Genomic DNA, 16,368 nt, shown 5'->3' with positions numbered 1-16,368 from the left:
CTCGCCGTTCCCCTGTCCAGGCTCAGATGGTCAGGGGCAGGGTCAGGGCTGTGCCGTCAGGGTGAAGCGCTGTGCGGCGGAGCCGTCGCAGGTGCGCTGGGTGAGCTGCACGCTGTTCGCCGCGCTGCTCGCCGCGGTCAGGCACCTGCCGCTGTGCCGGGCGGTGAGGCGGTAGTGCCCGGGGCTCTCCTCGACCGGCAGCCACTGCTGGTTCTGTCCGCCGCCGTAACTCCACAGTTGCAGCGGTGCGTTGTCGGCGGTCGAGACGCCGGTCACGTCGATGACCTGTGTGGGGTTGAGGCGTACGCCGACCTGTCGGTAGCCGCTGTCGGTCGCCCGGAACCGGAACTGCTGTGCCTGCGTGCCGTTGCAGGCGTACTGCTGGATCGCGGTGCCGTTCGCCGTGGCGGCCGAACGGGCGTCCACACAGGTGCCGTTGCCGTCGTTCGTCAGCGAGTACCAGGCCGTCTCGGAGACCGGACCGGTCGGCGGGGTCGTGCCGTCGGCCCCGCCCAGCCACTTCAGACCGTCCAGCAGGAACCGGTTCTGCGTCTCGCTCGCGAACGTCGACGACAGGCGGGTGTTCGTGTCGTAGTTCATCGCGTTGTGACCGAAGTTCGCGTACAGCATCCGGTACTTCGTGTTGGTCCACAGGATCGGGTAGTAACCGCTGTACCAGCTCTGGTTCGGGTCGGTGCCCAGCGGGAAGCTGCTGGGGTCGACGGAGGCCAGGATCTTGATGTCCGGGTTCTGCCGCAGGTCGTTGGACCAGCTGTACCACTCGCTGACCGCCGAGGTGAACGTGGCCGGCAGGTTCCTGGTGGCCGGTTGGGTGCGGTCCTCGACCTTCAGCACGGCCGAGGTCGGACCCCAGGTGTTGGAGCGGAAGTTGCCGCTGCCGAGGAACTGGTCGTGGTACCAGGGCCAGCTCGCCGCGTCGGTGGTGAAGGCCGAGACATGGAAGCCCAGCCAGCCGCCGCCGCCCCTCATGTACTGCTCGAAGCCGGCCCGTTGGGCGGCCGTCTGCGGCAGGTCGTCGAGGAACAGCACCACTTGGTAGGCGTTGACGCCGCCGTTGCTCAGCAGGTTCCAGTCGGTGCTGGACGTGTAGGTGAAGCCGTTCGCCGCGGCCTGCCGCGGGAACCAGTCGTTGGCCTCCTTGTCGAAGTCGATGTGCGCCGCGTCCCAGGTGCCGCTGTACAGCGCCAGCACCTTGAACGGGGTGGCCGCCGTGCTCGCCCGGGCGGCGGGCGGCGCGGCGAGGGTGAGCAAGGTCGCCAGCAGCAGGAAGACCCGCAGGGCCGCGCGTGCCGTACCGGAAGTGAAGGTGCTCATCGGCTGACTGTCCTCTCCGTGCGGGTCACGGGTAGCTGACGAGGTTGGCGACGTTCGTGGCGGAGTTGGACGGCCCGCCGCGGTCGTTGACGACGTGCCGGATGGTCCCGGTGCCCCCGAGGGAGACGGTCACCATGTCCTTGAACTTCACGTTCGCGGTGTTCGGGGCCTCGATGGCGCGCTCGGCGGCGACGCCGGGGTTGACGTTGAAGTAGCAGTAGCTGCCGAAGCCGTACACCTGATGACTCGTCACCGAGCCGGCCACCTTGTAGGCGGCGTAGCCCTGCGTGGAACCGTTCATCCAGGACGCCTGGTTGGGCGGGTCGTACGGCATCTCGTTCTGGTAGAAGTACGTGCGGCCGCCGTTGCCGTTCCAGACCGTCTGGTACTTCTGGTAGTGCTCGACGAACAGGCCGTACATCGTCACGTCGTCGCCGTTGACGACCAGACCGGTGTCGGCCGTGTTGCTGGTCCAGCCCACCCCGCTGCCGTGGTCGGCCCGCCACAGCCACAGGTGGTCGCCGATGACGTCGTCGCTGTTGACCGTCAGGCTGGTGGTCGCCCTGCCGACGCCCGCGCCGCCGATCCGGAAGAACACGTCGTGCAGCGAGCTGGGGTCGGCGCTGTGGTCCGCGGCCGAGCCGCTCGGTCCCATCTCCATGAGCTGCGCGGAGTTGGTGGTCCCGGCGTCGATCAGCAGACCGGCCAGTTGCACGCCGTCGACGTCGGCGACGGAGACCGCGGTGATCCCGTTGTCGGGGACGAGCGTCGCCAGCCCCAGGCCCAGCACGACCGTGTCGGCCCGGTTCACCTTCAGCGTCTGGTCGAGGTGGTAGACCCCCGGGGTCACCAGCAGGTTCTTGCCCTGGGCGAGCGCGTCGTTCATCTGTGCGGCGGTCGCGCCCGGCTTGACCACGAAGAAGTCGGACAAGGACAGCGAGGTGCCCGCCGGGGTGCCGGCGCTCCAGGTGGTCCCGCTGGTGTTCGTGCGTTCGGCGGGCACGAACACCTTCCAGGCGCCCGCCGCGTCCACGTACAGGAAGGGCTTCTCCCGGGTGACCGGCGCCTGGGCGACGGTGGTGTACGGCGGGCTGGGGAAGCTGTTGGTAGGCGCGTTCCTGGCGCCGACGAAGACCATGTTCCAGTTGGAGCCGGTCCAGCTGCCCCACTCGGTGTTGCGCGACAGCCACTGCTGCTGCGAGCCCGAGTTGACCTGCCCGTCGATCTTCGTGTCGGCCATGTAGCCGCCGCTGGACCAACCGCCGTCGTCCAGGGCGAGGTTGCCGCGCAGATGCATCCGCCGGTACGGGGCCGCCTGCGACACCGCCCAGCGGTCCGCGCCGCCCGTCGGGGTCACCGACAGGTTCTCCGCCGAACGCCAGAAGTTCTGGGTGGCGTTGCCCTGGAACCAGTCGGCCTCGGCGTGCACCGAACCGCGGATGTTCACGTCGTCGGGGGAGAGGCCGAGCCCCGCGACCTGGGTGTAGAAGCCGACGTTGGCGTTGGCGTCGTAGGTGCCGGGCTTGAACAGGAAGGCCTTGCGGGCGGTGCCGAACTGGTTGGTCTCCTGCTGTGCGAAGGCCGCATCGAGGCTGCTCTGGATGGTGGCGGCGGGCGTCGACGGATCGAAGACGGTGACGTTCGGGCCGAGGTCCGGGGTGCCGGGCGGCGGTGTCGCGTCGACGGGATCGACGAAGAAGGACTGCGCCGCCGTGCCGTTGCAGGTGTACTGCTGGAGCTGCACGCTGTCCGCGGTGGACGCGCTCGGCACGTCCAGGCACTTGCCGCTGTTGCGGTTCACGAAGTGGTACGCGCCGCTCGCCTCTGCGACGGCCTGCCATTGCTGGTTGTTGCCGCCGCCGTACGTCCACAGCTGCACCGGCGCGCTGTCGGCGGTCGAGACACCGGTGACGTCCCAGGACTTGGTGGCGTCGTTGCGGCCGTCCACCCGGGCGTAGCCGCCGGAGGTGGCCGTCAGCCGCCACTGCTGGGCCTGGCTGCTGTTGCACGTGTACTGCTGGACGACGGTGCCGTCCGCCGTGCCGGCCGCGCGGGCGTCGACGCACTTGCCGCTGCCCGCGTTGACGACGGTGGCCCAGCCGGTGGGCAGCGCGGCGGCCGCGGCGGACGCCTGGTCCTGCGCGGTGAGGGTCACCCCCGACACCGTCGCGGCCACGACGGCGATCAGGGACACCGTCCTCGGCGTCCGGGGACGGCCGGACGGCGGTCTGCTGGATCTGGGCACAGGAACTCTCCTGGAGTGGTGGGGGGTTGGCGGTGCGAGGCCCGGGAGGTGCGGGACCCGGGCGGTGTGGATCCCGACGTGGGGAGGGTCAGCCGGTGTACTTCGCGAAAACGCGGGTGTAGTCCCAGTTCTGCTGGCTCACCCCGGAGCAGCTGTCGGCGACGCCGCCGGTGCAGGGACGGTCGCGGTTGACGGACCAGAACGTCAGCCGGGCCAGGTGGTGCTGCTGCGCGTAGCCGAGGATCGCCTGGAAGTCGGCGACGGTCACCGTCTCGTTCTGGTCGGTGATCCCGTTCATGGAGGAGATGCCCATGTCGCGGTACGCCTGGTCGTCGCTGTAGCCGTACGCGTTCCTGAGCGCGGTCTTGAGGCCTTCGGCGGCCCGCTGGGTGAGCGTGCCCATGTTCTGTCCCGCGCCGCCGAAGTCGAACGGCATGATCGTCCAGCTGTCCACGGTCAGTCCGGACGCCGCGGCCCGGTTGATCAGACTCGTGTCGGGGCCGTTCTGCCCGGTGCCGATGGTGACGTACACCTTGAGGCCCGGGTTGTTGGCCTTGACGGTCTTCAGCGCGTCCACCGTGCGCTGCTGGACCGTCGCGCTGCTGTAGGCGTCGGCCTCGATGTCGATGTCGATCGCCTTGAGACCGTAGGCGTTGACGACCTTCTGGTACGCGGCCGCCAGCTCCCCGGCGCTGGAACAGGAACTCTCCAGCTTGTTGCCGCTGTAGCCGCCGAACGACGGGATGACGTCACCGCCGGCCGCGCGCACGGTGGTGACCGTCTGCTGGTCGACGCCGCCGGTCAGGGCGCGGCTGCCGTCCCACTGCGGGTTGCAGTAGCCGTTGCTGAGCACGAACGCCAGCGTGAACCACTTGACGCCGGTGGCGTTCATGACGGTGGTGGGGCTGGGCGGGTTGCCCCACCCGTTGTACAGGTACGGTGCGACGGCCATCGGAGCGGCGGGTGTCGTGCCGCCGCCGGCCGCGGGCGCGGTCCACTTCTGGTTGGCGCTGCCGGTGCAGGTCCAGAGCTGGATCGGGGTCGCGTTCGCGGAGGTGTTGCCCGTGACGTCCGCGCACTTGTCGGCCTGCGGGTTGACGAGGTCGCGCGCCGCGGTGACCGTCCACCGCTGGTTGGCACCGCCGGTGCAGTCCCACAGTTGGAGCCTGGCCCCGTTGACGGTCGAATTGCCGGTGACGTCAAGGCACTTGCCGAGCGCCCGGACCGTCCCGTCGGTGCCGACCGTCCACTGCTGGGCGGCGGTGCCGTTGCAGTCGTAGAGCTGTACGGCCGTACCGTTCGCCGTGTTCGCACCGGCCACGTCGAGGCACTTGCCCGCGAGGCCCGTGATCGTGCCGGTGGCCGCGGCGGCGGAGGCCGTGCCGAGGGCGCCGGCCGAGAGCGCGAGCAGGGCGGTGGTCAGCGTTCCGCGCAGCACGACGGAGCGTGCCGGGAGTCGTCTGGTCATCAGGAAGTCACAGTCTTCCGCTGGAGGCTGATGGTGGGGGGTGTTCACATCCATGAACGATGAGCGCATTCATGGAACCGCGGTGCTCGGGAACCTAAAGGTCTGAACCAGAGTCGTCAAGATGTGAAGCAAAGCTGCGCCGGAATTCGCCCGCGCCTGCAATGAGTTGAAGGCGCATAGGTGTCAGAAGCCCTGTCGGTGACCGGAGTTGCCGTCGTGGCCGATCGCGAACCGACGTCAGGTCGGGGGCGGGTGCGCGGGCGCACCGCCCGCTCCGGGTGTGGCATGCTCATATCCTGTGTGGATCTTGGGCTTCGGCTGTGACGGGAACCCCGTGACGACCGAGAGCGCCCGTCCGCGCGACAGGAGTGGGACATGGAAGCGGCACAGCCGTACGCGCAGCGGTGTTCGGAGCTTTTCGCCGTCGGTGGCTTCGCGGCCGTCCGACGCACGGCGCAGACGGGACTCGACGAGGCGGGGCCGTCCGCGACGCTCTACCGCTGGCTGGGTCAGGCCCACGCCGCGGAGGACGAGGACGACCACGACGCCGAGGCCGAGCGCGCCTATCGCAAGGGCCTCGCACTGGCCCCGGACGATCTCGGCCTGCACGTGTGCTACCTCGAACTGTGTCTGCGCGCCGACGCGTTCGACCACCCGGCCCGGGCCGCACGCGTCCGCTCGCTGAGGGCACGCATCGACGAGCTGGCCCCGGCCGGGTCGCCGTACCGCGAGCGCGTCGACGACGCCCTGAGCTGGGCCGGCCGAGGGTACTGGGACGACTTCGTCGCCGCTGTCGGCCGGAGCGAGATACGGCAGGCCGAGACGGCCGAGCTCAACGAACAGGTCGTCGACGCGCTGCGTTCCGGCGCCTCCCGCGAGGGCGCGTCCGACGCCGGCGGAGAGGACCTGAAGGCGGCGGAACTCGCGGCGGCCCTCGAACTGCTCCAGGGCCGGGCCAACGCACCCCTGCGCCTCCTGCTGACCCACCGCGCCGCCCTGTACGTGGCCACCCCCCTGGCGGCCCTCACGGTGAACCGCGTGCTCGTCGAGACGGGCGTGGTGACCTACAGCCTCTGGGGGTGGCTGCTGTGGGTTCCGCTGCTCGCCGCCGACGCAAGGCTGAACACGGCTCGCAGGCTGGCCCGGCAGCGTGTCGTCGCGCGCATCGAGGAGCGCCACGCCCAGGAGGCCGGTGCCGCCCAAAAGGCCGGTGCGGCTCAGGATTGACGGCTCACCGCTCCTGGTCCGGGGGAGGACCCGCGAGGCCGGGGCCGGAACCGGTGGGTGGTTCGGGGGCGGCGGGCGGCGGTTCGGGGGCGGGCAAGGGAGGGCCCTGGCCTGCGGGCGGCGTCCACTCCGCGTCGGTGCTCAGCCGGAAGGCGGCGACGGCGGCCTCCACGGTGGGGAAGAAGTGACGCGGATCGATGGTGCGGGTGAGCCCGTACTGCTCGATCTTGCGCCGCACGGGGTCCTTCAGCTCGGCGAACACCAGATGGACGTGCTCGGCGTTGAGTGCCACGTCCAGCTCCTGGAGGACGTCGGCGGCGGTGGTGTCCACATCGGTCATCGGCTCCGCGGCGATCACGATCCAGCGCGGCCGCGGCTCGGCGCGCGCCATCCGCCGGATCGCGTCGCGGAAGGTCCTGGCGTTGGCGAAGAACAGCGGTGCGTCGAACCGGTAGATCACCAGCCCGGGAAGCCGGCCGGCGTCCGGGTATGAACGGACGTCGTGATAGCCCTCCAGCCCCTCCACCCGTCCCAGCACGGTGTTGTACGGCCACCAGGCGCGCCGGAAGACGTTCAGGACGGACAGCGCCACGGCGATGGCGATCCCCGGCAGGACACCGATCAGCGCCACGCCGAGAAAGGCCGCGACCGACAGCAGGAACTCCGCCCTGCGCTGCCGCCACAGCCGTACTGTCCCCGGCACATCGGCCAGGGACAGCGACGCGGTGATCACGACGGCGGCGAGGGCCGGCTGGGGAAGATCGCGGAACATGCCCGGGACCAGCACGAGCATGAGGACGATGAGCGCGGCCCCCACCAGGCCGGTGAGCTGACTCCTGGCTCCCGCCCGCTCCGCCACGGCCGTACGGGATCCGCTGGTGCTGACCGGGAAGCCCTGGAAGAGGCCGGCCGCCAGATTGGCCGCCCCCACTCCGGCCATCTCCTGGTTGCCCCGGACCTCCTGCCCGGTACGGGCCGCGAAGGCCGACGCGTTGGAGATCGTGTCGGCCAGTGACACCAGGGCGATGCCCAGCGCGCCGCCCAACAGCGGCGCCAGATCGGCCAGTCGGACCTGAGGGATCGTGAACGGGGGGAAACCCGAGGGCAGTACACCGACCAGGTCGACGCCGTGCTCGCCGAGGTGGAAGAGCGCGGCGGCGGCGATCGCGAGGACCACCATCACAAGCACCGCGGGTACCTTCGGCACCAGCCGTTGCAGCACCAGGATCAGCAGGATCCCGCAGATCCCGACCGCGGCCGCGGCCGGTACCACCGCTCCGCCGGCCAGCCCCCGCACCAGGCCGGCGCACTCCCCGATCAGGGTGTCCGCCTCGACCTTGAACCCGAGCAGTTTGGGCAGCTGGCCGATCAGGATGGTGAGGGCCAGGCCGTTCATATAGCCGATCATCGTCGGTTTGGAGATCAGGTCGGCGATGAAGCCGAGCTTCGCCACCGACGCCAGGATCATGATCGCCGCGACCATGAGCGCGAGCACCGAGGCGAGCGCGACCGCCCGGTCGGCATCCCCGCCCGCCGCCACCAGGGGCAGCACGGTGGCGGCGATCATCGGCCCCAGCGAGGAGTCCGGGCCCAGCACCAGAATGCGCGACGGCCCGCACACCGCGTAGCCGATCAGGCAGAGGATCGTGGTGTACAGGCCGGTGATGCTCGGCAGGCCCGCCAGTTCGGCGTACGCCATGCCCTGCGGCACCAGCAGCGTGGTCAGGACGACGCCCGCGACCAGGTCCTTGACCAGCCACTCGCGCCGGTACGACGACAGCGCACGGATCCCGGGAACGGCCCGCAGCCGGGCCCGCAGCCGGGACGCGACCGTGCGGCTGCCGTGCGGGTGGGTCACGGACCGTCCCTTCGCCTCGCCAGGATCCGCCCCGCCCGGATCCGCCCCGCGCGGATGTGCTCCGCCAGGATCCGCCTCGCCCGGACGGCTCCTGTCCGAACGGCTCCTGCCCAGACGGTTTCCGCTCGGACGGCTTCTGTCCGGACGGCTCCTGTCCGTACGGTCCCCGCTCGGACGGCCCCGGTCCGGATGGTCTCCGTCTGGACACCCTCCGTCCGAGGCCGACCCGTCCGGGGCCAACCCCTCCGGATCCACCCCATCCGGATGTGGTCCGTCAGGAGGTTCTCCGCCAGGATCCATCCTGTCCGGATGTGCTGCCCCGGGACGCGTTCCGTCAGGATCCGCCTCGCTCGGATCCGGCGCAGCCAGAGGCGCCGCAGCCGGATCCTGCCCAGCCGGACCCTCCCCATGCGGAACCGTCGCAGCCGGATCGTGCCCATCCGGACCTTGCTCATCCGGATCCTGCCCAGTCGGATCTTTCCCAGCCGGAACCTGCCCGGCCGGACGCGTCCCGTCGGGACCTTGCGCAGCCGCGACGCCCGTACCGGGATCGGTCGCACCGGGACCGGTTCCGTCCGGTGACCCCCGCTCACCTGCCGCTCACCCGCCGTCCCTCATCCATCCGTAGGCGGGCCACCAGCTTGCCCAGCTCCCACACCGCCAGCAGGGCCACGGCCGACAGCAGGGCCCAGCCGAACTGACGGGCGTTGATCGAGGTGGTCCCCAGCATGCGGCGGAACCCGTCCAACTGCGTCACCAGGACCGAGAGCACCAGCTGCGCCAGGGCCACCCAGTTCATCTGCCTGCTGTCGAACGTGGAGGAGGTCAGCACCGAGTCCGTCTCGCTGCGGCATTCGAACGCGGCCACGATCAGACAGAGGGCGAACGCGGTGAACGCGATCGACTGACCTGTCGCGGTGCTGCCGAAGTGGGCCTGTCCCAGCTTGATCAGCCCGAGCAGGACGCAGGTGATCGCCAGCCCGGAGAGCCCCACCGTGAGGAGCACGGACCGGGTGAGCACCGTCTCCCCGCGCGGACGCGGTCTGCGGCGCATCAGCCCCGGGCTCTCCTGGTCGAAGCCGAGCGCGAAGCCGAAGGAGGCGTTGACCACGAAGTGGATCCACAGCACCTGCGGCGGGGTGAAGGGCTCTCCCGCGGCGATGTTGAAGACGGTGGCGCCGAGGAACGTCAGCACGAACGTGACCAGCAGAAGCAGCACGAACCGGATGTACTTGGTGAGGTTGTCGTAGATCGTCCGGCCCTGTTCCACGGCGTAGACGATGGTGGCGAAGTTGTCGTCGGAGAGGATCATGCGGCTGGCGGTCTTCGCCACGTCCGTGCCGCTGCCCATCGCGATGCCGATGTCGGCGGCCTTGATGGCGGGCGCGTCGTTGACACCGTCCCCGGTCATCGCGACGACGTCGCCCTTCTTCTTCAGCGTGTCGGCGAGCAGCACCTTGTGCTCCGGCGCGACCCGCCCCAGGACACCGATGTCGTCGATCCGGGCCATCCGCTCCGTCTCGCTCATCGCGGCGAAGTCGGCGCCGAGCACCGCCTCACCGGGGATGCCGATCTGCCGGGCGATCGCCGCCCCGGTGGTGACGTCGTCGCCGGTCACCAACCGGACCCGGATGTGCGCGGCCTGAGCGTCCGCCACGGCGGACTTCGACTCCTCGCGGGGCGGGTCCACCATCGCCACGAGGCTGCTCATCCGCAGCCCGTCGACATAGCCGAGCAGGTCGCCGTCCGGATCGAAGGCGGCCGGGTCGAGGTCCCGGGTGGCCGCGGCCATCACCCGGCGTCCCTCGCCGCCCATCCGCTCGATCTGCGCCTGCGCCCGGCCCAGCAGCCCGGCGTCCCACGGCACGGTCTCGCCCGCCGCGAGCGCGCTGTCGACCCGGGCCATGACCGCCGGCGCCGCGCCTTTGACGAAGCAGCGGACGACCGGCCGGCCCCCGGCGTCGAGCGCCGAGTGAAAGGTGGCCATCAGTTTGTACTCGGGGTCGAACGGCAGGGTCGCGAGGCGGGGGAGACCCTCCCTGGTCGTGTCCGTGTCCAGCCCCGCCTTGTGGGCCAGCACCAGCAGCGCTCCTTCGGTGGGGTCGCCCACCACCCGGCCGTCGACCAGCTTCGCGTCACTGGCCAGGACGTACGGAAGGATCGCGTCCTCGATGCCCGCGGAGGATCCTGCCGCATGGTGGACCTTCCCCTCCAGCCCGTATCCCGTGCCCGAGACGGTGTACTTGTCGGTGGGACTGAGCACCTCGACGGCCGTCATCTGGTTCATCGTCAGGGTGCCGGTCTTGTCCGAGTTGATCGCCGACGTGAACGCCAGCGTCTCGACCGACGGCAGTTCCTTGACGATGGCGTTGCGTCTGGCCAGGTTGAGACTTCCGACGGAAAGGATCGCCTGGGTCACCGTGGGCAGGGCCTCGGGAATGGCGGCGATGGCCAGGGAGACCGCGCTGACGAACAGGGTGTCCCAGGCCTGGCCCCGGTTGCGCCCCAGGGCGAACATCACGACCATCGTGAGCCCCGCCGCTCCCGTGATCCACAGCGTCAGCGTGTCGAGTTCCTTGGTGAGCGGCGGTACCTCCTTCTCGGTGGCGGACAGCAGTCCGGAGATCTTGCCGAGTTCTGTGTCGGCGCCGATCGCGGTCACCACCAGCAGCCCGCTGCCATGGGTGACCGGGGTGTTCATGAACGCCGTGTTGGTCCGGTCGCCCGGCGGCAGGTCCTGTCCGCCCGGCAGTGTGGCGGTGTCCTTCGAGGCGGGCAGGCTCTCGCCGGTGAGCGCCGACTCGTCGATCTGGAGCGCGCTGGCCTCGATGATGCGTCCGTCCGCCGGGACCTGGTCACCGGCCGAGATGAGCACGATGTCGCCGACGACGAGCTGCTCCGCGGGGATGTGCGCCTCGGTGCCGTCCCTGCGTACCCGGGCCGTGGCCTTCATCATCGACTTCAGGGCGTTCATCGCGCTCTCGGCCTTGCCCTCCTGACGCAGTCCCACGACCGCGTTCAGCAGGGTCAGGGCGAACAGCAGCACCGCGGTGGTCCACTCCTTGATGAGCAGCGAGACCACCGCCGCGACCACCAGGACGATCTGCATGTAGCTGCGGTACTGCCCGAGGAACCGGCGCCAGGCCGGAGTCCTGGCCTCCTCGGGGAGCGCGTTGGGGCCGTGCGCGGTGTGCAGTTCGGCGGCCCTCGCCGCGGTGAGCCCGGCCGCCGGATCGACGCCGAGGGCGCGTACGACCTCCTCGGGGGAGCGCGCGTACCAGCCGTCCCGAGCGTCCTGAGCGGCCACTGACTGTTCGCCCACGGAATCCTCCTGCACCGTCGTCGCCCTGCGCTGACCTGCACGGCCGGTCCCGCCCGGCCCTGTCGGCGGCCTAACGGCGCTTCTTCCCGGCCGGCGCCCCGGCGTCGGACGTCTGCGCGTTCTTCGGGGGATGTTCTGCCGCGTACGGGTCGGCGGGAACGCCGGGGGGCGCCTCCGCCACCAGCTCCTTTCTGGTGGCGAGCAGTTCCTTGCGCGCCTTCTCCGCCACCACCGGGTACTGCGGGTCGATGTCCATCAGGGTGTGCGCGAGGATCGCCGCCGTGCAGATCCGTGCGAACCACTTCCGGTCCGCCGGCACCACGTACCAGGGAGCCCACTTCGTACTCGTGGCCGACAGCATCCGGGAGAACGCGTCCTGGTAGTCGTCCCAGAACTGCCGCTCGCGGACATCGGCGGCGGAGAACTTCCAGTTCTTCTCCGGCAGGTCGAGGCGCTTGAGGAAGCGGGTGCGCTGCTCCTCCTTCGACAGGTTCAGGAAGACCTTCACCACCTTGAACCCGTTGTCCGTGAGGTAGCGCTCCCAGTTGTTGATCTCCTGGTAGCGCCGCTGCCACAGGTCCGACCCGTGCGAGCCGTCGGGCAGCTTCTGCCGGAGGAGGAGCTCGGGGTGCACCCGTACGACGAGCACCTCCTCGTAGTGCGACCGGTTGAAGATGGCGATCTCGCCCCGTTCGGGGAGCCGCTGGGCGTAGCGCCAGAGATAGTCGTGGTCGAGTTCCTCGGCGGAGGGCACCTTGAAGCTGCTCACTCGCACGCCCTGCGGATTGACGCCGCTCATCACATGACGGATCGTCCCGTCCTTGCCTCCGGCGTCGAGCGCCTGGAGGCACAGCAGCACGCCGTACGTGTCCTGGGCGGCCAGCCGTTCCTGGTACTCGGCCAGCAGGGTCACCCCGGCCCGCAGCATCTCGGCTCCGTCCCGCTTCTTGACTCCGGCCTTGAAACGGGGGTCGAAGTCCCGGCCCAGCCGGACCTTCGAGCCCGGCTTGACCCGCAGCGGGGCGATGAAGTCGGCGATGCGTTCGGCTCTCTCGTCCGTCATCACGGATCAGCTCCTGATTCCATGGCCGACGACCTCCGGACCGCGCAGACCCGCCTCGCGCCATGGCGGCGAGCGGGTGTTCCCGCTCATTCTCGGGTCGGCCCGGCAAGATCGCCCGCTGGAGCCGGCCCGGTGGACCCACGGCATGCATCGCCCCCGAACACCGGTACGGCGTTCGGGGGCGATGCCCTCTCCTGTGGCCCGGAACCCGGTCGCGGACGCGACCGTCCCCTCAGGAGGGGTCAGGAGTGGCGGTGGCTCTGGGCTTCGGCCTCGGCGTTGGCGATGGCCTCGGCCTCGGCCTCGGCCAGCTCCATGGCGACACCGAACGCCTGGGTGATGTGGCTCGCGGCCGACATCACCCGTGGGGTGCCCACGACGGGGGCGATCGCGATGAGGACGTCCTGGAGTTCCTCGACCGTCAGGGCGGCCTTGACCGCCGGGTTGATGTGCGCCAGGTAGGAGATCGCGGGTGCGTCCATGGCCACGAGGGCGGCGATACGGGTGAGGATCAGCGTTCTCTCGTCCATGCCGCAGCGCTCGATGGAGTCGATGGTCATGGCGGCTAGCGTGTCGAGGACGGGAGCGTCGGACGCGGTGGCCATAGGGGACCGCCTTTCGGTGTGGGGGAGTCAGACGCACTGCCCGCCGACCGCGGGAACACCTGCGGGTCGGCGGGTGGCCCTCTCAGCGTAGGTGCGGTCCGGGTGTTGCGCCCGCTGGCCCGAACGGGCGACCCCGCGGCGGCTGATATGCCCTGGCCACAGCGGTCGGGACGAGCCGGAGGGGGCCGGCGCGCGGCCCGGGGCGTCCGTGCGGCCGGATGCCGAGTGGACTTCCAGGGGGCACCATGGTCGCTGACCGGAGGACGCACCTCCGCCGGCCCGGCCCGAACGGCCGGAGCGGAGAGACGGTCGCCCAAACGGAGGCACGACATGACCACACAGGTGTATCTCGCCTACGACTACCCGCTGCTGAGCCTCTTCTGGACCATGCTGTGGCTGGGGCTCTGGATCCTGTGGCTGTTCCTGCTCTTCAGGATCATCTTCGACATCTTCCGCGACGACGACATGGGCGGCTGGGGCAAGGCCGGCTGGCTGGTCTTCGTCATCCTGCTGCCGTTCCTGGGCGTCTTCGTCTACCTCATCGCCCGCGGCAGGGACATGGGCCGCCGCGAGCTGGAACAGGCCCGCGAACAGCGCAAGCAGTTCGACTCCTACATCGAGCAGACGGCCGCCGGTGCCCGGCCCAACAGCGCCGACGAGCTGGCCAAGCTGTCGGACCTGAAGGCGAGCGGCGCGATCACGGAGGAGGAGTTCCGGCGGGCGAAGGAACTGGTCCTGACCGACAGCGCCCCGCAGGGCCGGGCCGCCGCGACCGCCACCACCGAACCCTCCGGCGGGGTGCCGCGGCCCTGACCCGCAGCCTGCTCGCGCCCGAGTCGCCCGAGTCGCCCGAGTCCCACAAGTCCCACGAGTCGTATGAGTCATACGAGTCGTACGAGTCCTCGGTACCGGTCGACGCGGTGCCGGGGACCGTCTCGTCGGGCGGCCCGCGCCGGCCGGTCGCGCCCGGTTCACCTGGGCTTTCCCGACCGGCCCCGAACAGGCTATAGTCGATCTAGAGCGAGACGCGGAAACGCGAGACACGCTCCACGCGTTGGTGGTCCAAGGAAAGACGCCCCGCTTCCTGCGGGGAAATGCAGGTGCAAGGCCTGCCCGGCGCTCCGACAAGCCCCGCCCCGGATGATCCGGGGCGGGGCTTCCGCGTTTCGGCGGCAAACAGGTCACGCCGCCTTCGGATCCGACGCAATGATCCGTACCACTGAAATGGGTCGAAACTTCAAAGGCCGTCAACCCGCCGCTTTTTATCGGCCACGGATCACGGCGTGATCCAGCCAGTTGCGTCGCACAGGATTGTGTACGCGCACTTGACCTGTCACCGTCATGCGCGGAATAGCAGGCCGATTCAAGTCATTCGACGACGACCGTAACCGCATGACTACATGCGGCAATCGTCGGCTCGTAAAAGCGCCGACGCGGACAGACATTGCAACCTCTCCACGCCCGCCGAATTCCGTGCCTATGGCAGGCATGTGCCGGGGTGCGAGTACGGCCGGTAATCCGCAGATCCGCTGAAGGGGACATTTCGCAGTCATGAGAAACGTACTTGACGCTCCTGCCGGCAGACCCCACGCCCAGAACCGCGGCAGCAAGAGCGCGAGACCGGGCTGGCGTGCCCGCGTCGGTGTTCTCGCGGCGACCACGACGATGGTCTCGACGATCGCCCTGATCGGTGCCGTTCCGGCGATGGCAGCGCCCGCGCCGATCAAGCTGACCTCCTCGTCCTGCCCCAGCGTGATCCAGAAGGGCCAGGTCAGCGGCTGCGTCACGGAACTCCAGAACCTGCTCAACGCGCACGGTGCCGGACTGACGGTGGACGGCGAGTTCGGCCCGGCCACCCTCTACGCGGTCCGTGAGTACCAGGCCGCCACCGCGATCGCGGTGGACGGGCTGGTGGGTCCGCAGACCAAGGCGAAGCTGTACGCGACCGGAGGATCGGCGCCCGCGCCGATCAATCTGCTGTCCTCGTCCTGCCCGGCGAACATCGTCCAGGGCAACAAGAGCGGCTGCGTCACCGAACTCCAGCGGCTGCTCCGCCACTACGGCTACTCGATCGACGTGGACGGCGATTTCGGCCCGGCCACGGAAAGCGCCGTCCGCAGTTTCCAGTCCTCGCACGGCCTCTCGGTCGACGGCCAGGTCGGCCCGAACACCAAGGCCGAGCTCTACAACACCGACGAATCGCCCGCGACCGGAATCGACCTGCGGTCGGCGTCCTGTCCGGCGAACATCACGGAGGGGCAGAGCGGAGGTTGTGTCGCCACCCTTCAGGCCCTGCTCAACGGCAAGGGCCAGCACCTGGACGTGGACGGCGAGTTCGGTCCGCTGACCCTGGCGGCCGTGAAGTCCTTCCAGTCCGCGAGCGGCCTGTCCGTCGACGGTCAGGTCGGCCCGAACACCAAGGCCGCCCTGTACTCCAACATCGGCGGTGGCGGCGGCAACGGCGCACCGGCGCCGATCAACCTGAACTCCGCCTCGTGCCCGGCGAACATCGTCAAGGGCCAGAAGAGCGGCTGCGTCACCGAGTTGCAGAGCCTGCTCAACCACCACGGCGCCGACCTGGCCGTGGACGGCGACTTCGGACCGATGACCGACGCCGCGGTGCGCGACTTCCAGTCCGAGAAGGGCCTGTCGGTCGACGGCCAGGTCGGACCGAACACCAAGGCGGCGCTGTACGGCGCGGTCACCCCGCCGACCACGCCCCCGCCCGGCGGCGGCTACAGCAAGATCTACGACGTCGCCGCGGCCGAGGTCGGCACGGTGGAGGGCAGCGCCCGGGCGAACAGCTACGGCGCGGCCGTGGGCCTGTCCCTGTCCACGAACAACTACGCCTGGTGCGCGACGTTCGTGAGCTGGGTGGCCCAGCAGACCGGCGCCACCTCCTACCGCAACAGCTATGTCTCGGGCTGGGTCAAGCAGGCGCGGGCCGGCAACTACCACCTGTCGGTGACGAACAGCCCGCAGCCCGGCGACATCGTGGCCTACGACTGGAACGGCGGCAGCGACTTCACCGGCGGCCATGAGCACATCGGCATCGTGCGCTCGGTGAGCGGCGGCGCCGGCTTCACCGCCGTCGAGGGCAACACCACCAACCCCAACGGCGGCAAGGACGGCGTCTACGTCAAGAACCGCTCCACCGCGAGCGGCTACGACGTGGTCTTCATCCGGGTCCGCTGACCTGCCCCGCCGGGCCGTCCCGCCGACGTGGTCCGTCCAGCCCGGCCCGC

General features: G+C 70.0%; 10 protein-coding genes. 3 read left to right on the top strand and 7 right to left on the bottom strand.

The window, feature by feature from the left end; genetic code table 11:
* Window positions 1–42: 42 nt before the first annotated feature.
* The 3 genes from ABT085_RS30855 to ABT085_RS30845 form a co-directional block, all read right to left on the bottom strand.
* On the bottom strand, window positions 43–1,335 hold the full coding sequence (locus ABT085_RS30855) for a ThuA domain-containing protein (RefSeq protein ID WP_351615154.1): 1,293 nt from the start codon (window positions 1,333–1,335) through the stop codon (window positions 43–45).
* Between the two features lie 25 nt (window positions 1,336–1,360).
* Complete coding sequence (locus ABT085_RS30850) at window positions 1,361–3,520, bottom strand: pectate lyase-like domain-containing protein (RefSeq protein WP_502982837.1); 2,160 nt, start codon at window positions 3,518–3,520, stop codon at window positions 1,361–1,363.
* A 148-nt stretch (window positions 3,521–3,668) separates the two neighbouring features.
* Complete coding sequence (locus tag ABT085_RS30845; RefSeq protein WP_351615151.1) at window positions 3,669–5,048, bottom strand: ricin-type beta-trefoil lectin domain protein; 1,380 nt, start codon at window positions 5,046–5,048, stop codon at window positions 3,669–3,671.
* A gap of 375 nt (window positions 5,049–5,423) precedes the next feature.
* On the opposite strand from ABT085_RS30845, the gene ABT085_RS30840 reads away from it, so the two are divergent.
* Window positions 5,424–6,275: a hypothetical protein gene (locus ABT085_RS30840; RefSeq protein ID WP_351615148.1), complete on the top strand. Its 852-nt coding sequence runs from the start codon at window positions 5,424–5,426 to the stop codon at window positions 6,273–6,275.
* A 4-nt stretch (window positions 6,276–6,279) separates the two neighbouring features.
* Here ABT085_RS30840 and ABT085_RS30835 read toward each other — a convergent pair whose 3' ends face one another.
* The 4 genes from ABT085_RS30835 to ABT085_RS30820 form a co-directional block, all read right to left on the bottom strand.
* On the bottom strand, window positions 6,280–8,094 hold the full coding sequence (locus tag ABT085_RS30835) for a SulP family inorganic anion transporter (protein ID WP_351615157.1): 1,815 nt from the start codon (window positions 8,092–8,094) through the stop codon (window positions 6,280–6,282).
* A 628-nt stretch (window positions 8,095–8,722) separates the two neighbouring features.
* A complete protein-coding gene (locus ABT085_RS30830; RefSeq protein ID WP_351615146.1) occupies window positions 8,723–11,455 on the bottom strand; it encodes a cation-translocating P-type ATPase in 2,733 nt (910 codons plus the stop codon).
* A gap of 70 nt (window positions 11,456–11,525) precedes the next feature.
* Window positions 11,526–12,518 (bottom strand): polyphosphate kinase 2 family protein, encoded by a 993-nt coding sequence (locus ABT085_RS30825; protein ID WP_351615143.1) that lies wholly within the window; start codon window positions 12,516–12,518, stop codon window positions 11,526–11,528.
* Window positions 12,519–12,760: 242 nt separating this feature from the next.
* Window positions 12,761–13,123 carry a carboxymuconolactone decarboxylase family protein gene (locus ABT085_RS30820; protein ID WP_351615141.1) on the bottom strand — a complete coding sequence of 121 codons (363 nt, stop codon included), beginning with the start codon at window positions 13,121–13,123 and terminating at the stop codon, window positions 12,761–12,763.
* 330 nt (window positions 13,124–13,453) lie between these two features.
* Here ABT085_RS30820 and ABT085_RS30815 point away from each other — a divergent pair, with 330 nt between their 5' ends.
* On the top strand, window positions 13,454–13,936 hold the full coding sequence (locus ABT085_RS30815) for an SHOCT domain-containing protein (protein ID WP_351615138.1): 483 nt from the start codon (window positions 13,454–13,456) through the stop codon (window positions 13,934–13,936).
* A gap of 738 nt (window positions 13,937–14,674) precedes the next feature.
* Complete coding sequence (locus ABT085_RS30810; protein WP_351615129.1) at window positions 14,675–16,318, top strand: peptidoglycan-binding protein; 1,644 nt, start codon at window positions 14,675–14,677, stop codon at window positions 16,316–16,318.
* The last annotated feature ends 50 nt before the right edge of the window (window positions 16,319–16,368 follow it).

This window comes from Streptomyces sp. NPDC002265 (assembly GCF_040296125.1).
GTDB lineage: Bacteria > Actinomycetota > Actinomycetes > Streptomycetales > Streptomycetaceae > Streptomyces.
Note: the sequence above shows the minus strand (reverse complement) of the source record. Positions and strands in the feature narration are given on the sequence as shown.